Raw genomic sequence first — 18,665 nt, forward strand, 5'->3', positions numbered from 1 at the left:
TATCCCAGTATAGTCTCGCCTAGGCCTGATGCAGGCGCCGCAGCCCCTGCTCCAGCGTCTCGCTTTCGCCGGTGGCCACCAGGCAACAGGCGATCTGCCGCTGAATGGCCAGCGGGATCGCCACCTCGCCGGCCAGGCAGCGCTCGGTCCAGCGCGCGGTGGTTTCCGCGTCTTTCGCCGCCGGCAAGAGCGGCGTTTCATCCTGCAAGGTGCGTTCCAGCAAGATGCGCTGTTCGCCGCCGACGATATGGTGAATTTGCGGGCAGCGCAGCGGGTTGGCGTAAGCTTCGCCTTCCGTGCCGTGCATCAGCAGCCCGCGGGCGCCGATCTGGCGGAAAAACGACGCCACCCGGCCGACATACTCCGGGTGTGAAACGCTGGCGAGGCGCAGCGCATCCTGTTCGCCGAACGGCGTCGCCAGCTTGGCCAACGTATGGGCGCTGTTGCGCACCCCCATGCGCCAACGCAACCCGAGCTGCCGCGTCAGCGGCGCCGACAGCGTGGAAACCGGCATGAATACCGCCTCGCCGCTATCGAGACGCCGCTGGGCGTGATCGGCCTGTTCTGACCACGGCAGCCCAAGCGCGCGGAAAATCTCGGCGCTAGTCACGCGGGTGCTGTCGTCCAGCACGCCGTGCACCACCACCGGCAGGCCCACCTTAGCGAGCAGCAGCGCCAGCAACGGCGTCAGATTGGCCTGCTTACGCGCGCCGTTGTAGCTCGGCAACACCACCGGCAATGGCCGCCCCTGCGGCGCCTGCAGCGGCAGCACCTGCTGCTGCATCGCCTGGTAGAAGCCCAGCATCTCCTCTTCGGCTTCGCCCTTGATGCGCAGCGCGATCAGAATGCCGCCCAGCTCCAGCTCGGGGACCTCCCCGGCCAGCATCGCCTGATACAGCTGAAAAGCGGTCTGCCGGTCCAGGTCGCGCGCATGGTTTTTGCCGCGGCCTATTTCTTTGATAATTTTGGTGTAATCCATCCGAAGGTTCCCTCAGCTCACTCTTCGGTTAGCATACCCTATCCGCGCCGCCGCTCAACCTCCGCCGCCAGCCGCCGCTGCGCTTCATCGCCGTCGCGCAGCCCGGCGATCACCCCGTCGGCATCGTCGGCGCTGCGGTTTTGACTCATCTTCCATTTGCCTTCGCGCCGGGTGACGGCGATCTCAATACCGACGATGCCTTTAAGCTGTGCGGCGATGTAGTTGGCCGGCGCATCGTCGAGCCGCCAGGGTTCAGGACGCCGCCCTTCCTGCTGCGCGGTCAGATCGATCAGCTGCCGGCGCAGCCAGGCCGGGTCGTCCGTCACCGTCGGCACGCCATACAGCTGCACGACGCTGTAGTTCCAGGTCGGCACCACCTTGCCGCTCTGGCGCTTGCTCGGGTACCAGCCGGGCGACACATAGCCCTCCACGCCCTGAAAGATCACCAGACATTCGGCCACCTGTTGCAACCGCCGCCAGTGTTCGTTGGCGCGCGACAGGTGCCCCCGCAGCCGGAGCTGCCCTTGCTCGACATCGGCCACAAACGGCAGCGGATCGGCCGTCAATCCCTGTTCGCCGTGGCTGACCAGCAGCCCGAGCGGATGGGCGCGCACCAGCGCCAGTTGGGTATCGAGATCGTCTTCGCGAAATGCGGCGGGTTGAAACATCAGTGTGGCTCCTTATCGCTCTCTCATGATGACGACAGTAAAGCACCCGCCGGCGGCCTACTTAAGATCCGCTTTCCGGCTATTTCGGTTGATCCGGTTTAATAACAGCAGGGCGACGCCCATCGCCAACAGATTAAACACCATGGCGCCGGCGAATGCCTGGGCGTAGCGCTCCGCCGCGCCGCCGCTCGCCAACAGCGGCACGAAGCCGACGCCGCTGACCACGATGCCCAGCGCGCCCCCCACCTGCTGCACGGTGGCAACCAGACCCGCCGCCATGCCCGCCTGCCGCTCCTGCGCCAAACCGAGCACCAGATTCAGCAGCGGCGTCATGCTCAGCGCCTGGCCGAATCCCAGTACCACCAACCCCGGCAGCAACCGCAGGGGATGTGCCAGCGCCGCCCCCCACAGCGCCTGCGTCATCAATAGTGCCAACCCGACGGCGTAAATCGCCACGCCCGCGCTCAGCACATCGTTACCCCAACGCAGCGCCAGCCGGGGCGCCAGCATCGAGGCCAGCATAAAGGCCGCGCTGGCCGGGGCGAACAGGCTGCCCGCCTGAAAAGGCGTCAGCCCCGCCCCCGCCTGCAGCAGCAGCGCGAAGCACAAGAAAAACGAGGAGGCGGTGGCATAAATCGCCAACACCACCGCCATGCCCGGTGCGAAGCCCGCCTGGCGGAACAGCGCCGGATCGAGCACCGCATCGCCACCGCGCTTTGCCAGGCGGCGTTCCCAACGCAGGAAACCCCACAGCGTCAGCAGCGCCAATGCCAGCATCGGCGCGATCCACCACGGCCAACCGCGCGCCGGCCCTTCCAGCAATGGCAGCAGCAACAGCGACAGGCCGGCCGCCGCCAGCAGCAGGCCAACGCCGTCTAACCGCTGCGCCTGTGCCACCCGCGATTCGGGAATGCGGCGCGTCGCCCACAGCGCCAGCGCGCCGATCGGCAGATTGATCAGGAAGATCATGCGCCAGCCGCTGCCGAACAGATTGGCCTCGATAATGAAACCCCCGAGGATCTGGCCGAAGATCGCCGCCAATCCCAGCGTCATCCCCAGCCAGGCGAAAGCGCGCCGCCGCTGTTGCGGCGGGTACAGCACCCGCATCAGGGCGTAGATCTGCGGGAACAGCAGCGCCGCCGCCGCGCCTTGCAGAACACGGGCGGCGATCAGCAGGCTGAGCGACCCCGCCAGCCCGCACAACAGGGAACTCAGCGTGAATCCCAGCATGCCGAGGCTGAACAGACGCCGACGCCCGAAGCGATCCCCCAGGCGTCCGCCGGCGATCAGCAGTACCCCAAACGCCAGCTCATAACCGGCGACGATCAAACCGATAGCGGCGAAATCGGCGGCGAACTGTTGCTGGATCACCGGCGCCGCCACATTGACCACAAACAGATCGAACACCGTGACAAAACCGCCCAACAGCAGTACCGGCAGGCCGGGCAATCCCCGCCGTTCACCAGATAATGAATGTTCCATACCACCTCCAGAGATTATGATGGCCGCAGTATGGAACAGGGTTTAAACTGTTACTATATAGCCAGTTATACTATTACTAACAGCAACAGGACGGCCGCCATGCCCCCACGCACCCTGGAACGCACCCGCCACGAACTGGCGGATTTTCTGCGTCAAAAACGAGAACAGCTGTCGCCGCAGGCGGTCGGTTTGCCGAGCGGCAGCCGCCGCCGCACGCCGGGATTGCGGCGTGAGGAGGTCGCGGCGCTGGCCGGCGTCGGCCTCACCTGGTACACCTGGCTGGAGCAAGGCAGGGAAATCAATGCCTCGGTGGCGTTTTTGGAAAATCTGGCGCGGGTGCTGCAGCTCGATGCCGCCGGCCGCTACCACCTGTTCTTATTGGCGCATCAGCGGCCACCGGTGCCGGTCGGACATCAGTGGTGCCAGGTTTCGCCGTTGGTGCGGCGGCTGTTGGACGATCTGGCGCTGCGGCCGGCCTACGTCATGAACCTCAGTTGGGACATCATCGCCTGGAACCCGGCGGCGCAGCGGCTGTTCGCCATCGACGAGCACCCGGCGCAAGAGCGCAACATGTTGTGGATGCTGTTTGCCGATCCGCAGCTCAATGCGCGCCTGCTGGAGTGGCGGGCGCAGGCGCCGCAGATCCTGGCCAGTTTCCGGCGCGACTATGCCCGTGCGCCGGAGGATGAGGTGATGCGTCAACGGGTGCAGGCGCTGGAGCGGGTATCGCCGCAGTTCCGCCAGCTTTGGCGGCAGCATGACATTCACGGGCGTTGCCAGGGGCGGCGCAGCTTCACCCTCCCGGAAATCGGCCCGGTCACCTTTGACCATGCCTCTTTCATCGTCGACGAAGAGAATCACCTGCGGCTGGTGATGTACAGCGCGCTGCCGGACGAACCGGCCAGCGCGGCGTTTGAAGCGCTGCTGCGCGAGGGTTAACGACGACTGTCGAAAATGAGTTTGCAGGCCAGCCCGGCGAATACCCCGCTCAGCAGGTAGTTCGGCCAACGGGCGCTGAAACGGCGGCCGGCAAAGCGGCTTTTCATGCCGCTGACCGCCAGGATAACCCCGCCGTTAATCAGCAAGCCCACCAGATTCAACACCGTCGCCAGCGCCAGCATCTGCCCCACCACCGAGCCGGCGCGCGGATCGATAAACTGCGGGAACAACGCCAGCACGAACAGCGCCATTTTCGGGTTGAGAATGTTGGTGAACAATCCCTGACGGAAAATGCGCGCCGTCGGCACCGCCTGCAACCCGGAAGAAGCCTGCAGACTGCTGCCGGATCGCAGCGTTTTCCACGCCAGATAGAGCAGATAGGCGGCACCCAGCATCCTCACCGCGTCGTAGGCCAGCGGCACGGCGACGAACAGTTGCGACAACCCCAGCGCCGCCGCCAGCGCGTGGCAGTACGTACCGAGCTGGATGCCCGCCAGCGAAGCGAAACCGGCGCGCCGCCCCTGGCTGACGCTGCGCGAAGCGATCAGCAGCATATCCGGACCGGGGGTGAGCGCCAGCGCCACGCAGGCGCCGGAAAACAACAGCAGCGTTGCGGCATCAATCATGAATCACCCGATAAGAAAACGAACGGGAATGGAGCATTCATCATAGCGGCGCCGACATGGCTTGTCAGCGCCGCTCGCGTCAGATCACCCACAAATCCAGGTACTCGTTGACCGGCATCTGCGCCAGCCGCTGCCGATCCAGTGACACCTCGAGAATGCGCTGCTGCTGCAGAGCCGGGAACTGGCGCGCCAGGTTGATTTTGAACTTCTCGATCAGCAGCGGGATGCCCTCTTCGCGCCGCCGCGCATGGCCGATGGGGTACTCCACCGCCACTTCATCCAGACGGCTGCCGTCGGTGAACTCTATCGTCAGCGCATTGGCGATCGAGCGTTTTTCCGGATCGTGATAATCGCGGGTGAAGGCGGGATCTTCATGGCAGTGGATCTTGCCGCGCAACGCGTCGATACGCGGATCCTCGGCCACCCGATCCTCGTAATCGGCCGCCGTCAGCCGCCCGAACAGCAGCGGGATCGCCACCATATACTGAATGCAGTGATCGCGATCCGCCGGATTATCCAGCGGCCCTTGTTTGTCGATAATGCGCAGGCAGGCCTCGTGGGTGCGGATGCTCACTCTGGCGATGTCGGCGGCGGTTTTGCCGGCGGCCTGCATCTGGCGATGCAGCGTCATCGCCGCCTCCACGGCGGTCTGGGCATGGAACTCCGCCGGGAACGAAATTTTAAACAGCACGTTCTCCATCACGTACGCGCCGTACGGCCGCTGGAAGCGGAAGGGTTTGCCGTTGAAAGAAACGTCGTAGAACCCCCAGGTCGGCGCCGTCAGCGCCGAGGGATAACCCATCTCGCCGGTGGCGGCCATCAGCGCCAACCGCACCGCGCGGGAGGTCGCATCCCCCGCCGCCCAGGATTTACGGGTGCCGGCGTTCGGCGCGTGGCGATAGGTGCGCAGCGACTGCCCGTCCACCCACGCCAGCGACACCGCGTTCAGGATCTCCGCGCGGCTCAGGCCGAGCATCTGCGCCACCACCGCGGTGGACGCCACTTTCACCAGCAGCACGTGATCCAGCCCCACCCGGTTGAAGGCGTTTTCCAACGCCAGGCAGCCCTGGATCTCGTGCGCCTTGATCATGGCGATCAGTACCTGCCGCATGGTCAGCGGCGCTTTGCCCGCCGCCACCGCCTGGCGAGAGAGCCAGTCGGCCACCGCCAGGATCCCACCCAGGTTATCTGACGGGTGGCCCCATTCCGCCGCCAGCCAGGTGTCGTTGAAATCGAGCCAGCGGATCATGGCGCCGATATTGAACGCAGCCTGCACCGGATCCAGCTGGAAGCGGGTGCCCGGCACCCGACTGCCGTTCAACACCTCGGCGCCCGGCACCACCGGCCCCATCAGTTTCTTGCAGGCCGGGTAGCTCAGCGCCTCCAGCCCGCAGCCGAGGGTATCGAGCAGGCAATAGTGGGCGGTGCGGTACGCCGCCGGGGTATCGACGGCCTCTTTCATCACATAATCGACGATATCGACCATTTCGCGATCGAACGGCGGGCGGCGGGTATTGGCAGACTCAAGCATCATGATTCCCAAAGGCTCCATAGTGAAAATGACACGATAACGATCGGCGCTCAGCGCTGATCCAGCGGTACGAACGCCCGCGCTTCCGGCCCGGTATAGTTGGCGGACGGACGAATGATTTTGTTGTCCTGCCGTTGCTCGATGATGTGCGCCGACCAGCCGCTGACGCGCGCCATGACAAACAGCGGCGTAAACATTTCGGTGGGCACGCCCAGCTGGTAATAAGACACCGCCGAGAACCAGTCGAGGTTGGGGAACATCTTTTTGGTGTCGCGCATCACGCTCTCCAGCCGGTCGGCGATGTCATACAGCTTCATCGCGCCCGCTTCCTGCGACAGGCGCAGCGCGATCTCTTTGATCACCTGATGGCGCGGATCGGAGACGGTGTACACCGGATGCCCGAAACCGATCACCACCTCTTTGTTATCGATGCGACGGCGAATGTCGCTTTCCGCTTCGTCCGGCGTTTCATAGCGCTGCTGGATCTCCAGCGACACCTCGTTGGCGCCGCCGTGCTTCGGCCCGCGCAGCGCGCCAATGGCGCCGACGATCGCCGAATAGATATCGGATCCGGTGCCGGCGATCACCCGGCCGGCGAAGGTCGAGGCGTTGAACTCATGCTCGGCGTAGAGGATCAATGAGGCGTGCATCGCCTGCTCCCAGCTGGCGGAAGGCGCTTCGCCGTGCAGCAGGTGCAGGAAGTGGCCGCCGATGGAGTCATCGTCGGTCTCCGGCTGAATGCGTTCGCCGTTGTGGCTGTAGTGATACCAGTAGAGCAGCATCGATCCCAGCGACGCCAGCAGCCGGTCGGCGATGTCGCGCGCGCCGGCCGCGCCGTGCTGCTCTTTTTCCGGCAGGGTGCAGCCAAGGGCCGAGACGCCGGTGCGCATCACGTCCATCGGGTGAGACGCCGCCGGCAGGGCCTCCAGCACCGTGCGCACGCTGGCCGGCAGGCCGCGCAGCGCTTTCAAGCGATGTTTATAGGCATGAAGTTCGTCGCGGTTGGGCAGCTTGCCGTGGATCAGCAGGTGAGCCACCTCTTCAAACTCGCAGTGGCGCGCGAGATCGAGAATGTCGTAACCGCGATAGTGCAGATCGTTGCCGCTGCGCCCTACGGAGCACAGCGCGGTATTCCCGGCGGGCACGCCGGATAACGCCACGGATTTTTTCGGCTTATCGCCAGTCGGGCTTTGCGGAGGGATCGCTTGGCTCATACTGTCCTCATTTGGCTATTGCGTGAATGGCGCTTATTCGTCGCGCTGGCGCGCGAACAGAGCGTCGAGTTTCTCTTCGAACAAATAGTAGTTGATGCTTTCATACAGCTCGTTGCGGGTCTGCATGGTGTCGATGACGTTTTTCTGCGTGCCCTCCTCGCGCAGGGCGCGGTACACCCGCTCCGCCGCCCGATTCATCGCCCGGAAAGCCGACAGCGGATACAGCGCCATATCCACCTGCGCGCTGCGCAGCTCATCGGTGGTGAACAGCGGCGTCGCGCCGAACTCGGTGATGTTGGCGAGGATCGGCACCCCGGTCGCTTCGGCGAAACGGCGGTACATGCCCAGTTCGGTAATCGCCTCCGGGAACAACATGTCGGCCCCGGCCGCCACGTAGGCCTGAGCACGCTCGATGGCCGCCTCCAGCCCCTCTACCGCCAGCGCGTCGGTGCGCGCCATGATCACGAAGTCCGGATCGCTGCGCGCATCCACCGCCGCTTTGATGCGATCCACCATCTCTTCGGTGGAAACGATGGCCTTATTGGGCCGATGGCCGCAGCGTTTGGCGCCGACCTGATCTTCAATATGCAGCGCCGCCGCCCCGGCCTTGCTCACCGAGCGCACCGTGCGGGCGACGTTGAACGCCGAAGCGCCGAAGCCGCTGTCGACATCCACCAACAGCGGCAGCGGGCAGACGTCGGTGATGCGGCGAATGTCGGTCAGCACATCGTCCAGCGTCGAAATGCCCAGGTCCGGCAACCCCAACGAACCGGCCGCCACGCCGCCGCCGGAAAGGTAGATGGCCTGGAATCCGGCCCGCTGGGCCAGCAGGGCATGGTTGGCGTTGATCGCGCCGGCGATTTGCAGGGGTTTTTCGTTACTCAGGGCCTGACGAAAGGCGAGCCCGGGTGAGCGCAGCGTCATGACGTTCTCTCCGATTAGCTAGATGAAACAGACAGAGCAAGGGGCGGGCCAGGTTGCACTTCGGTGAGGGAAAAAATTAAAAACGATAAAAATAAGTAAGTTATAAAATCCGCGTCGCCATTAGGCAGGCCAAGCGATAAAAAACGTTTCAGTTAACGTTTCAATCGCTGTTTCACGCGTCATATTTGAAACATGACTGAAACAAGGCTACACCTACTGCAGCCACTTTCATTCGGTAACAGACTATGAGCGATCACATCACGCCACCCCGGACGCCGGACAAACCGGTGATCTGGACCGTTTCCATCACCCGTCTGTTCGACCTGTTCAGGGATATCAGCCTCGAGTTCGACCACCTGGCGACCATCACCCCGATCCGCCTCGGCTTTGAGGAGGCGGTGCAGCATATTCGCGCTCGCCTGGCGACCGAGCCTTGCGACGCCATCATCGCCGCCGGCTCCAACGGTGCCTACCTGAAAAGCCGCCTGTCGGTGCCGGTCATTTTGGTCAAACCCGGCGGCTTCGATCTGCTGCAGGCGCTGAGCAAGGCGCGCAGAACCGCCGATCGGATCGGCGTCATCACCTACAAAACGCCGCTGCCCGCGCTGATGGAGTTCCAGCAAACCTTCGATCTGCCGCTGGAGCAGCGCAGCTACGTGACCGAAGAGGACGCCCGCGGCCAGATCGCCGAGCTGAAAGCCGCCGGCATTCAGGCCGTGGTCGGCGCGGGCCTCATCAGCGATCTGGCGGAAGAAGCCGGGCTCACCGCCATTTTTCTCTATTCCGCCGCCACCCTGCGCGCCGCCTTCAGCGATGCGCTGGACGTGACGCGCCTGATGCTGGGCAACGCCAAACGCGGCGACTACGCCGCGCGCAATACCCTGCAGCCGCGCTATGGGCTGGGCGATTTGCAGGGCGACTCCCCGCAGATGGAGCAGGCGCGGCGCACAATCATGCTGTACGCCCGCTCGCCGGCGGCGGTGTTGATCGAAGGAGAAACCGGCACCGGCAAAGAGCTGGCGGCGCAGGCGATCCACCGGGAATACTTTTCCCGGCGCGGTGCGCCGTCCAGAGGCGCAACACCGCCGTTCGTCGCCATCAACTGCGGCGCCATCGCCGAATCGCTGCTGGAGGCGGAACTGTTCGGCTATGAGGAAGGCGCCTTTACCGGCTCACGGCGCGGCGGCCGGCGCGGGCTGCTGGAGACCGCCAACGGCGGTACCCTGTTTCTGGATGAGATCGGCGAAATGCCGCTGCATCTGCAGACCCGGCTGCTGCGCGCGCTGGAAGAGAAAACCGTCACCCGGGTCGGTGGGCAACAGCCGGTGGCGGTCGATTTTCGCGTCATCAGCGCCACTCACAACCGGCTGGAACAGGCGATTCAGCTGGGCGAATTTCGTGCCGACCTGTTCTACCGCCTGAGCGCCCTGCGGCTGCAGTTGCCGCCACTGCGGACGCGCGGCGACGATATCGCGATGCTGGCGGAACACTTTCTGAAACAGTCGCTGGCGGCGCTCGACGTGCCGCTGAGCGAGCCGCTGCGCACCGCCATGGCCGGCTGTTACGCCGCGCTCAGTCACTACGCCTGGCCCGGCAACCTGCGCGAGCTGCGCAACATGATGGAACGGTTGGCGCTGATGCTGAGCACCGGCGCCGCGCCAAGCGGTGAAACGCTGCAGTGGCTGCTGCCGGAACTGGCGGCGCCAACCTCGCCCGAGGCGCCAGAGCCGCCCCTTTCCGCCCAAGCAGCGCTGGCGCAATGCGGCGGCGACCACGCCGCCGCCGCCCGATTGCTCGGGATCAGCCGCACCACTTTATGGCGTCGGCTGAAAAAACCGAACTGAGCATCAGCTGCCACGCCGGCTGGCCGGCAGCGGCGTCAATCGCGGCCGCCATTCACCCAGCAGGTTCATGCCCGCCGCCGCCAGCAGGATAATCGCCGCGCCCAGCAGCTGCCACACCGCCAGCCGGTGGCCAAAGGCCAGCCGATCCACCAGCATGGCGGCGATCGGATAGATGAACGACAGCGAGCCGATCAGGTTGGTCGGCAGCTTCTGCAGGGCGCCGTACATCAACACGTACATCAGGCCGGTGTGCAGCACGCCGAGCGTCGCCAGCATTCCCCACTGCCCAGCGCTTACCGAGGTATGAAAATCCACCCACGGCAGCAACATCACCGCTCCCACCGCCACCTGAATCAACGCAATAAGGTGCGGCGGCGTGCCTTTCAGCCGCTTGGCCGCCAGCGCCATCAGGGCGTAGAAAAACGCCGCGCCGAGCGCCAGCACAATGCCCGCCAGATAATGGCTCTGTCCCCCCGCCTGCCGTGGCTGCGCCAGCACCACCAGCATCATGCCGCCAAACGCCAGCCCCAGCCATAACAGCTTGCGGGCGGTCAGCCGTTCCCCTAGAAACAGCGCCCCCAGCCCCACCAGCATAAACGGCTGGGTGTTGTACACCGCGGTGGCGATGGAGATAGACGCATAGGCATAGGCGGCGAACAGCAGCAGCCAGTTGATCACCAGCGCGACGCCGCCGGCGATCGCCAGCAGCAGCGTGGCGCGCGTCAGCGCATCGCGTCGCAGCTGCCCCAATACGCCGCACACCGCCAGCAGCACCAGCGCCCCTACCGCGCAGCGCCAAAACACCACGTTGACCACCGGCTGGCCGGACATCAGCACAAACCAGCCGATGGAGCCGGAAATCAACATCGCCGCCGTCATCTCCAGCGATCCGCGTTTTATCTCTGCATTCATGGTGCGTTTCTCCAAATCGGTCCAGAGACATAGCTTGCGGCTTTGCGGGGCGGCTTTCCATGGCATAAAAAAGGCAGTTATGCTTAACTGCCTTTTTCTCGTAGCTATAATCAAGAAAATACCTAACGGAGGCGTTATGGATGATATCGATCGCCAGATCCTGACTCTTTTGGCGCAGGACGCGCGCGCGTCGTTGAAGACGCTGAGCGCACAGGTGGGGCTGTCGTCGCCAAGCACCTCGGAAAGGCTGCGGCGGCTGGAGGAAAGCGGCGTGATCCAGGGCTATACCCTGAACGTCAATCTGCAGGCGGTGGGCTACGCCTTCGAGTCACTGGTGCGCATCAAGCCGCTGCCGGGCATGCTGAAGAAGGTCGAACAGCTGATTCAGGCGATCCCGGAAGTGGTCGAATGCGACAAGGTAACCGGCGAAGACTGCTTTATCGTGCGGCTGGTGGCGCACTCGATGGAGCAGCTCGACCACACCCTCGATCGGCTGGCCGAGCATGCGCAGAGCAACACCTCAATCGTGAAAACCACGCCGGTTAAACGCCGCCTGCCGCCGCTGCTCTGATTAACGCCGACGCTTGCGGGCGAACGGGTTGCCGCGCTTCTTCTCTTTTTTGGCCGCGTCGGCGGCGGATTTCAGCGCCGCCAGATGCGCCTTGTCGGCCTCCGGCACCGCGCGCTGTTCGATCGGGAATACCGGCAGCGACGCCAGCAGCCGCGAACCGTAATTTTTGGTCAGCAGCCGGCGATCGTAGATTACGATCTCGCCGTAGCATTGGTTGCTGCGGATCAGACGGCCGACCTGTTGGATCAGGTTGAACGAGGCGCTCGGCAGGCTCTGTACCTCGAACGGATAACGCTTCAGCGATTTCAGCCACTCGCCCTCGGTGATGATCACCGGGCTGTCGATCGGCGGGAACGCGATTTTGTGAATATGCACCTGGGTCAGCAGCTCGCCTTTCAAATCCAGCCCTTCGGCGAACGATTGCAGCCCCACCAGCACGCTGGCGACGCCCTTCTCCACCCGCTTGCGGTGCTCTTCCACCAGCCGGTAGCGCGGCTGGTCGCCCTGCACCAGCAGCATCAGCCGCAGATCGGTCACGTAGCTGAGGAAGGTCTGCATCGCCCGGTGGCTACTGAACAGGATCAGCATGCCTTTGTGCTTGCCGCTCGCCTGCTCGGCGCGGAAAAATCGCGCCATCTCCTCGAGGTGCTCCGCTTCGTTGGCGAGCGCCGGTTCATAACGCATCTGCGGAATGACAATCTTGCCCTGCTCGACGTGATTGAACGGCGAAGCGAGCGTTTCGAAGCGATCGCCGGCCTTCTCGCTCAGCCCGCTCATCTCCTGCAAACGCGCGAAGCTGTTCAGCGAACGCAGCGTGGCCGAGGTGACCACCACGTGCGGCACCTTGCGCCACAGCAGCTTCTCCAGCTGATCGCTGACGCGAATGCCGACGCAGTGCAGATACAGATGGGTGACGTTATCGCGCAGCTCGCGCGTGACCCATTTGGAGATCGGCGCGTTCGACGACTTGTCGAGCGCCGCCAGCCGCCACAGCTTGCTCATCGCCTCCAGATAGCCCAGCGTGCGGCTCATCTGCAGGATGGCGCGATGCAGGCGCATGATGTCGTGCTTGCCGGTCTGCTCAGTGAGATCGTTAAGCACGAACTCCGCCAGCCCACGCAATGCATCGGTCAGTTTGAACAGCCGAGCGCAGCTCTCCACCATCTCCGCCGGCAGCTCGCCCATTTCAAAACGGTGCTCGGCCGCCACGCTGTCGCCGGGCAGGTAGGCGCTGACCTGATGCTCGAAGATCTGCACCCGTTCGCGCAGCTCTTCGCAATGGTTCTTCAGCCGCTCGCTGTTGCTCAGCCCCGGCGGGTTCTTCGGCCGGTACTGCGTCATGCACTGCTCGACCTGGCGCACGATCATGTCCAGCTGCAGGTTGGTCGACAGCGCGGTGATTTCCCCGTCGATCTCCAGCGCGTCGCGCGCCACCTCCGGCAAATGGTGGCCTTCGTCCAGCACCAGCAGCAGTTCTTTCGGGTTTGGCAGCACCGATTCCGTCTCCAGCGCCGCCATCACCAGGGCGTGGTTGGCCACCACCACGTCGGCGCTTTCGATCTCTTTGCGGGCGATATAGAACGGGCATTCGCGGATGTAGTGGCAGTTGCGCCCCAGACAGTTGGCCTTGTCGGTGCTCAGCTTGGCCCACAGCGGATCGTCGATGCTCTGCTGATAGTGATCGCGCAGCCCGTCCCACTCGAAGCGGGCCAACGCCTTGGTCAACTTCTGGCACAGCGCCTGCTCTTCACCGCTGGACGGCGCCAGCTCGTCGTCGAGAAATAGCGTCAGATCGCCCTGTTGGCTGACGTCGGTGCTCATCGCCGCCAGGTTGCGCGGGCACACGTAGCGCCCACGGCCAAAGGCACCGGTAAATTTCAGATCGGGGATAATCTTCTTCAGCAGCGGCAAATCTTTGCTGTAGATCTGGTCCTGCAACGCCACGTTAGCGGTGCTCACCACCAGCGGCTTGCTCTCCGCCCGCCCGACGGCGATGCCCGGGATCAGGTAAGACAGCGTTTTGCCGACGCCGGTCGGCGCCTCGATCGCCAGATGGCGCGGGTAGTCGCCGGCCAGCGTCTTCGCCACCTCGGCGATCATCTGGCGCTGGGGCGCGCGGGAAATAAAATCCGGTATTTGCTGCTGCAGGGCTTTGTACCACTGGCCAATCTGATCTTTAACTGCGGAGGAGAGCGCCATTCAACTCTTATCTAAACGAAATGATGGCGCTATTGTCCCACAGACCGCCGGCGACGTCAGCCCGAGTTACGCCTGCGGATCGATCATCGAAGCGCGCCCGGCGCCGAACGACCACTCGTCCCGCTGGGTGGTGGTGATCACCACCATCACATCCTCAGGATTCAGCCGCAGGTTTTCCGCCAGCAGCGCCGCCAGCCGCCCGTAGAAGCGCCGCTTGGTGTCGGTGTCGCGCGGCCGCCCGGCGGTGATGTAAAACAGTACGAAATCCGCGCTGCGCGGCCCACCGAGATAATCGCGATCGTAGATAAGTTCGCCGGGGCGGTATTGATCGATAACCTGAAACCTGTCCGCCGGCGGCACCTCGAAGGCCTCCACCAGCGCCTGATGCAGGCTGTCGGACAAGGTTTGCAGATAGTCGGCGGACTTGCCCTGATGCAGGGCGATGCGGCTAAACGGCATGGTTGTCCTCCTGTTCCAGCTCGCGCAGGCGCGCCACGGCCGACGCCGCCGCGGGCCAGCCGGCGTAGAACGCCAGATGGGTGATGAGCTCGGCCAGCTGCTGATGCGCCACGCCGTTGCGCTGCGCCAGTTGCAGGTGAAACGGCAGCTGTTCCACCCGGTTAAGCGCCACCAGCGCGGCGACGGTGATCAGGCTGCGTTCGCGCGGGCTCAGCGCCGGCCGCTGCCAAACATCGTCAAACAAGACGCTGTCGCTGAGCTGCGCCAGCTTGGGGGCGATATCGCCGAACGCCTGTTGCCCGGCCTGGGATTTTGATGGCATCACACTCTCCTGTCAGTTGCGGATAGCCTTACGCTACCCGCCGCCGCAGCGAGTGAAAATCGGGATTTTCGGCAGGCTCGGTTCAGAAAAACGGGAGGGTTCCCCGCCGGCGGCGGGGAGGATTTTACGACGCCAGCGGGGCAACGCCGTCGAAATGGGCGCTCAGCAGCGCGTTCAGCTCCGGCCGCTGCTCCACCCGCTCGGCGATGGCGTACAGCCGCGGGCAGTGTTGCCGGAACCACGCACGGCCCGGCCGCCAGTTGCACATCACCGCCACGTACAGATCTAACGCACTGAAGCTTTTGCCGAGAAACCACGGGCCCGTGGCGCCGGCGGCGGCGTTCAGCTGCTGCAATAGACGCTCGCGGTAGCCCATCACCGCGTTTTTCAGCTGTTCCGCCCCCGCCGGCTGCGGCTGCCAGCGCTGCGGATGGTCGGCATAGGTGAAGGTGGGGTAAATCTCCGCGTTGATGAACAACAGCCAGCGCAGAAAACGCGGCAACAGCGGCGAACCGCCAGGGGGTGCCAGCTCGGCGTGCGGCGCGCGATCGTGCAACAGCAGAATAATCGCCGCGCTCTCCGTCATCACTTCGTCATTGGGCAACACTAAGGTGGGCACCTGGCCGAGCGGGTTCAGGGCGAACAGACGCTCCCGCTCCGGGCCGTCCTGCGTGTAATCCACTTCCTCATAGCCCCACGGGAAAGCGGTCAACACCAACGCGGCGGCCACGATCGTCGAGCCACAGCCCTGCGTACCGAACAACGTATAAGTATCGTGCATGATTCCTCCGGCAGCGAAACAAGGTATCGGTAACTGTAGACCAGCCGCTGACCGTCGGCTGAAGAAAAAATTCACCCTTTGCGCGACTTTTTTAATCGTTCGACATGAAAATGAATTTTTTGTCATAAATAGATCACATTACTACGGTAAAAATTCTCCGCCGCCAACAGTCAGGCGGCACAGTAAAACAGCAATGCAACTGATGATAAGCGTCTTTTAATCGAATAAAGCAGGGTAACCCATGAAACGTAATCTTCTGGCCGTTATTATTCCGGCACTTTTACTTGCGCAAGCGGCACAGGCAGCAGAAATCTACAATAAAGACGGCAACAAACTCGATTTTTACGGTCGTGTGAAAGCCCTGCATTATTTCTCCGATGATGCCGGCAACGACGGTGATAAAACCTACGTTCGTATCGGCTTTAAAGGTGCCACCCAGATTAATGACATGCTGACCGGTTACGGCCAGTGGGAATATCAGATCGCCGCCAACCATTCTGAATCCGACGGCACCAAAGACACTAAAACGCGCCTGGGCTTCGCCGGTCTGAAATATAAAGACTTCGGTTCTTTCGACTACGGTCGCAACTACGGCATTATTTACGACGTCGGCGCCTGGACGGATATGCTGCCTGAATTCGGTGACGACGCTTACGTCAAAACCGACAACTTCATGAACGGCCGCACCAACGGCGTCGCCACCTACCGTAATAACAACTTCTTCGGCCTGGTCGACGGTCTGAAATTCGCCGTGCAGTACCAGGGCAAAAACGAAAACGACAGCCGCTCCACCAGCAAGGCGAACGGCGACGGCTGGGGCCTTTCCTCCAGCTATGAAATCATCGACGGTCTGAGCGTGGGCGCCGCCTATGCCTCTTCCAACCGTACCGCCAGCCAGAAAGCGGGCACCTTCGGTAAAGGCGACAAGGCCGATATCTGGGCCGCCGGTCTGAAATACGACAATAACGATGTCTATCTGGCCGCGACCTACTCGGAAAGCCGCAACATCGCGCCTATTTCCGGCACCGCCACCATCAATAACCGTTCCACCTCCGTCAGCGGCTTCGCCAATAAAGCCGAAGGCCTGGAACTGGTTGCACAATATCAGTTCGATTTCGGTCTGCGTCCATCGCTGGGTTACGTTCAGCAGAAGGGTAAAGATATTGAAGGCATCGGCGATACCGACCTGGTGAAATATATCGACGTGGGCGCGTATTACTATTTCAACAAGAACATGTCGACCTATGTCGATTATAAAATCAACCAGCTCGACAGCAATAACAAGCTGGGTCTGAAAGACGACAACGTGATTGCCGTCGCCCTGACCTACCAGTTCTGATGTGATGAATGAATAACCACCACTGCAAACTTTAGCGTCACTTGATACCCAGAGTTTTATTTCGCCGGGCGGCTGCGTCCGGCTTTTTTGTTTTTATTTTCCCGCCAACGAATCCCCCGGCTTGCCTTGCCAAACAAACGGGTCTACATGTATAGCTTTCCCCCCGAGCGGAATCAGCCATGCATAACGACGGACGCTTCGATTACCACAACGCCTTGCGCTACAGCAGCGACGAACTGGCCAACATCCTCAACCACTGTTTTGAAAACTACATCGTGCGCTTCGTTGTCGACGGGCCGACCTTCGCCGCCCGCTTCGGCGCCGAAGACCTCAGCCTCAACGACAGCCTGATCGTCACCCATCGCCATGAACCGGTGGCGGTGGCGCTGATCGCCCGCCGCGGCCAGCACAGCCGGGTGGCGGCCTTTTCCGTGCGCCCGGAGATGCGCGGCCAGGGGTTGGGCAAGGCGCTGATGCGGCGGCTGGTGGCGGATGCCCGCCAGCGCGGCGATCGGCGGCTGTCGCTGGAGGTGATCGAAGGCAACGACGCCGCGCTGGCGCTGTATCATGGCGCCGGGCTGCGCATCGTGCGCACCCTGACCGGCCACCAGGCGCCGGCGGAAATGCCGCCAGGCACGGCGACTCTGCAGGCGGTCGATCCATTGACCGTCAGCCATCGCCTGACGGCGGAAGGCGCCACCGACCTGCCCTGGCTGATCGCCCCCGAATCGCTGTTCAAACTGCCGGGCAAACCGCGAGCCTATACGCTCAATCGTCAGGCTTACGCCGTGGTGATGCCCGGCGCCGAGCACTGCTGGCTGCGCCTGATCTACGTGCCGCCGCAGCACCGCGGCCAGGGGCATGCCCGCACCTTGCTGGCCGCGCTGCAGGCGCAGTTCGCCCCTTTGCCGCTGACCGCCAACGTCTTTGTGCCGGAGGTGGCCGCCCCCTTCTTTACGCATCTTGGCTGGCGGCAGGATCCTCTGCGTCAGTTCGAGATGGATATGCTGCTGGACAGTCCACAATAAAAAGCGAGAGATAACGATGGCAGGAAAACAGGTACGAAAACTCACCCTCGGCGCGGCGATTGGCGTCGCGCTGCTGACATTGGCCGGTTGCGCGCAGCCGCCGCGCACCGATGCGCAGGTCCAGCAGCGGCTGGCGGATCAATCGGTGCTGGCGGTGAACTGGTTCCAGCAGTCCGGCGAATACCAGGCGCTGGCGCATCAGGCGTTCAACAGCGCGCAGCGCGCCTTCGATCAGGCCAGGGCCGCACCGGGCCGCAAAAAGGCGGTGGTGGTCGATCTGGATGAAACCATGCTGGACAACAGCGCCTACTCCGGCTGGCAAGCGCAGCAGGGCCAGCCGTACGACGGCGCCACCTGGGCCCAATGGACGCGAGCCGAACAGGCCCGCGCGGTGCCGGGCGCGGTGTCGTTCGCCCGCTACGTCAACGGCCATCAGGGGACGATGTTCTACGTCTCGAACCGCAAACAGAGCGAATATGCCGCCACGGTGGCCAACATGCAGAAACTCGGTTTCACCGGCATGTCGGAAAAAACCGTGCTGCTCAGCACCGACACCTCCAATAAGCAGGCGCGCTTCGACGCCATCAAACAAGCCGGTTATGACATCGTGGTGTACGCGGGCGACAACCTGAACGACTTCGGCGCCGCGACTTACCACCAGGATAACGCGCAGCGCCGGGCGTTCGTCAGCGAGAACCAGAGTAAGTTCGGCACCGAATTCATCGTGCTGCCCAACCCGATGTACGGCGATTGGGAAAGCGGCCTGGCCCGCGACTACAACAAGCTGACGCCGCAGCAAAAATTGCAGGTGCGCCAGCAGGCGATCAACGCCTGGAGCGGGCGCTAA

At 63.2% G+C, this 18,665-nt stretch carries 18 protein-coding genes; 6 read left to right on the plus strand and 12 right to left on the minus strand.

The annotated features are described in order from the left end of the window. Positions 1-19: 19 nt before the first annotated feature. The 3 genes from ybiB to AC6BYQ_RS05705 are packed head-to-tail and all read right to left on the minus strand — an operon-like array spanning position 20 to position 3,129. On the minus strand, positions 20-979 hold the full coding sequence (gene ybiB / locus AC6BYQ_RS05695; protein WP_019454630.1) for a DNA-binding protein YbiB: 960 nt from the start codon (positions 977-979) through the stop codon (positions 20-22). Positions 980-1,017: 38 nt separating this feature from the next. Beyond that, positions 1,018-1,647 (minus strand): FMN-binding negative transcriptional regulator, encoded by a 630-nt coding sequence (locus AC6BYQ_RS05700; RefSeq protein ID WP_019454631.1) that lies wholly within the window; start codon positions 1,645-1,647, stop codon positions 1,018-1,020. 57 nt (positions 1,648-1,704) lie between these two features. Then, entirely contained in the window at positions 1,705-3,129 is a 1,425-nt protein-coding gene (locus tag AC6BYQ_RS05705) for an MFS transporter (RefSeq protein WP_063919016.1), read from the minus strand. Between the two features lie 99 nt (positions 3,130-3,228). Between AC6BYQ_RS05705 and AC6BYQ_RS05710 the strand changes: the two genes are divergently transcribed. Beyond that, complete coding sequence (locus AC6BYQ_RS05710; protein ID WP_498056474.1) at positions 3,229-4,068, plus strand: helix-turn-helix transcriptional regulator; 840 nt, start codon at positions 3,229-3,231, stop codon at positions 4,066-4,068. On the opposite strand, the gene AC6BYQ_RS05715 is transcribed toward AC6BYQ_RS05710, so the two are convergent. The 4 genes from AC6BYQ_RS05715 to prpB form a co-directional block, all read right to left on the minus strand. Next, positions 4,065-4,694, minus strand: coding sequence for a LysE family translocator (locus tag AC6BYQ_RS05715; protein WP_309531024.1), 630 nt, complete (start codon positions 4,692-4,694; stop codon positions 4,065-4,067). The genes AC6BYQ_RS05710 and AC6BYQ_RS05715 overlap by 4 nt on opposite strands. Positions 4,695-4,773: 79 nt before the next feature. Beyond that, the gene (locus AC6BYQ_RS05720) at positions 4,774-6,225 is read right to left on the minus strand and encodes a bifunctional 2-methylcitrate dehydratase/aconitate hydratase (protein WP_498056599.1); all 1,452 of its coding nucleotides are present in this window, start codon (positions 6,223-6,225) and stop codon (positions 4,774-4,776) included. 50 nt (positions 6,226-6,275) lie between these two features. Beyond that, positions 6,276-7,439, minus strand: coding sequence for a bifunctional 2-methylcitrate synthase/citrate synthase (prpC, locus tag AC6BYQ_RS05725; protein ID WP_498056475.1), 1,164 nt, complete (start codon positions 7,437-7,439; stop codon positions 6,276-6,278). 33 nt (positions 7,440-7,472) lie between these two features. Continuing rightward, positions 7,473-8,363 (minus strand): methylisocitrate lyase, encoded by an 891-nt coding sequence (prpB, locus tag AC6BYQ_RS05730; RefSeq protein ID WP_063919012.1) that lies wholly within the window; start codon positions 8,361-8,363, stop codon positions 7,473-7,475. 245 nt (positions 8,364-8,608) lie between these two features. Between prpB and prpR the strand changes: the two genes are divergently transcribed. Further along, complete coding sequence (gene prpR / locus AC6BYQ_RS05735; RefSeq protein WP_154746777.1) at positions 8,609-10,207, plus strand: propionate catabolism operon regulatory protein PrpR; 1,599 nt, start codon at positions 8,609-8,611, stop codon at positions 10,205-10,207. Positions 10,208-10,210: 3 nt separating this feature from the next. Here the strand turns inward: prpR and AC6BYQ_RS05740 are convergent, their stop codons facing one another. After that, positions 10,211-11,119, minus strand: coding sequence for a DMT family transporter (locus tag AC6BYQ_RS05740; RefSeq protein WP_498056476.1), 909 nt, complete (start codon positions 11,117-11,119; stop codon positions 10,211-10,213). Between the two features lie 136 nt (positions 11,120-11,255). Between AC6BYQ_RS05740 and AC6BYQ_RS05745 the strand changes: the two genes are divergently transcribed. After that, positions 11,256-11,690, plus strand: a complete 435-nt coding sequence (locus tag AC6BYQ_RS05745) for an Lrp/AsnC family transcriptional regulator (RefSeq protein WP_038880548.1) — start codon at positions 11,256-11,258, stop codon at positions 11,688-11,690. Here the strand turns inward: AC6BYQ_RS05745 and dinG are convergent, their stop codons facing one another. The 4 genes from dinG to AC6BYQ_RS05765 form a co-directional block, all read right to left on the minus strand. Next, positions 11,691-13,889 (minus strand): ATP-dependent DNA helicase DinG, encoded by a 2,199-nt coding sequence (gene dinG / locus AC6BYQ_RS05750; protein ID WP_498056477.1) that lies wholly within the window; start codon positions 13,887-13,889, stop codon positions 11,691-11,693. It abuts the gene before it with no gap. Positions 13,890-13,955: 66 nt separating this feature from the next. Continuing rightward, positions 13,956-14,348 (minus strand): tautomerase family protein, encoded by a 393-nt coding sequence (locus AC6BYQ_RS05755; protein WP_019454640.1) that lies wholly within the window; start codon positions 14,346-14,348, stop codon positions 13,956-13,958. Next, positions 14,338-14,670 (minus strand): carboxymuconolactone decarboxylase family protein, encoded by a 333-nt coding sequence (locus AC6BYQ_RS05760; RefSeq protein ID WP_019454641.1) that lies wholly within the window; start codon positions 14,668-14,670, stop codon positions 14,338-14,340. Before AC6BYQ_RS05760 ends, AC6BYQ_RS05755 begins: the two co-directional genes overlap by 11 nt. A gap of 124 nt (positions 14,671-14,794) precedes the next feature. Next, a complete protein-coding gene (locus AC6BYQ_RS05765; RefSeq protein ID WP_498056478.1) occupies positions 14,795-15,451 on the minus strand; it encodes a glutathione S-transferase family protein in 657 nt (218 codons plus the stop codon). Positions 15,452-15,692: 241 nt separating this feature from the next. Between AC6BYQ_RS05765 and ompC the strand changes: the two genes are divergently transcribed. The 3 genes from ompC (at position 15,693) to AC6BYQ_RS05780 (ending at position 18,665) form a co-directional block, all read left to right on the plus strand. Further along, on the plus strand, positions 15,693-16,790 hold the full coding sequence (gene ompC, locus AC6BYQ_RS05770) for a porin OmpC (RefSeq protein ID WP_498056479.1): 1,098 nt from the start codon (positions 15,693-15,695) through the stop codon (positions 16,788-16,790). 179 nt (positions 16,791-16,969) lie between these two features. Further along, positions 16,970-17,818 (plus strand): GNAT family N-acetyltransferase, encoded by an 849-nt coding sequence (locus AC6BYQ_RS05775; RefSeq protein WP_154746773.1) that lies wholly within the window; start codon positions 16,970-16,972, stop codon positions 17,816-17,818. Between the two features lie 16 nt (positions 17,819-17,834). Further along, positions 17,835-18,665, plus strand: coding sequence for a 5'-nucleotidase, lipoprotein e(P4) family (locus AC6BYQ_RS05780; RefSeq protein WP_154746772.1), 831 nt, complete (start codon positions 17,835-17,837; stop codon positions 18,663-18,665).

The organism is Serratia sp. LTN-2, assembly GCF_059740205.1.

Bases quoted from the DNA above. Each gene is read 5' to 3' on its own strand.
- AC6BYQ_RS05715 (WP_309531024.1), bottom strand. From the start codon at position 4,694: ATGATTGATGCCGCAACGCTGCTGTTGTTTTCCGGCGCCTGCGTGGCG.
- prpC (WP_498056475.1), bottom strand. From the start codon at position 7,439: ATGAGCCAAGCGATCCCTCCGCAAAGCCCGACTGGCGATAAGCCGAAA.
- ybiB (WP_019454630.1), bottom strand. From the start codon at position 979: ATGGATTACACCAAAATTATCAAAGAAATAGGCCGCGGCAAAAACCAT.
- AC6BYQ_RS05755 (WP_019454640.1), bottom strand. From the start codon at position 14,348: ATGCCGTTTAGCCGCATCGCCCTGCATCAGGGCAAGTCCGCCGACTAT.
- AC6BYQ_RS05720 (WP_498056599.1), bottom strand. From the start codon at position 6,225: ATGCTTGAGTCTGCCAATACCCGCCGCCCGCCGTTCGATCGCGAAATG.
- AC6BYQ_RS05745 (WP_038880548.1), top strand. From the start codon at position 11,256: ATGGATGATATCGATCGCCAGATCCTGACTCTTTTGGCGCAGGACGCG.
- AC6BYQ_RS05765 (WP_498056478.1), bottom strand. From the start codon at position 15,451: ATGCACGATACTTATACGTTGTTCGGTACGCAGGGCTGTGGCTCGACG.
- AC6BYQ_RS05760 (WP_019454641.1), bottom strand. From the start codon at position 14,670: ATGCCATCAAAATCCCAGGCCGGGCAACAGGCGTTCGGCGATATCGCC.
- prpB (WP_063919012.1), bottom strand. From the start codon at position 8,363: ATGACGCTGCGCTCACCCGGGCTCGCCTTTCGTCAGGCCCTGAGTAAC.
- AC6BYQ_RS05780 (WP_154746772.1), top strand. From the start codon at position 17,835: ATGGCAGGAAAACAGGTACGAAAACTCACCCTCGGCGCGGCGATTGGC.
- AC6BYQ_RS05710 (WP_498056474.1), top strand. From the start codon at position 3,229: ATGCCCCCACGCACCCTGGAACGCACCCGCCACGAACTGGCGGATTTT.
- AC6BYQ_RS05705 (WP_063919016.1), bottom strand. From the start codon at position 3,129: ATGGAACATTCATTATCTGGTGAACGGCGGGGATTGCCCGGCCTGCCG.
- AC6BYQ_RS05740 (WP_498056476.1), bottom strand. From the start codon at position 11,119: ATGAATGCAGAGATAAAACGCGGATCGCTGGAGATGACGGCGGCGATG.
- ompC (WP_498056479.1), top strand. From the start codon at position 15,693: ATGAAACGTAATCTTCTGGCCGTTATTATTCCGGCACTTTTACTTGCG.
- AC6BYQ_RS05775 (WP_154746773.1), top strand. From the start codon at position 16,970: ATGCATAACGACGGACGCTTCGATTACCACAACGCCTTGCGCTACAGC.
- AC6BYQ_RS05700 (WP_019454631.1), bottom strand. From the start codon at position 1,647: ATGTTTCAACCCGCCGCATTTCGCGAAGACGATCTCGATACCCAACTG.
- dinG (WP_498056477.1), bottom strand. From the start codon at position 13,889: ATGGCGCTCTCCTCCGCAGTTAAAGATCAGATTGGCCAGTGGTACAAA.
- prpR (WP_154746777.1), top strand. From the start codon at position 8,609: ATGAGCGATCACATCACGCCACCCCGGACGCCGGACAAACCGGTGATC.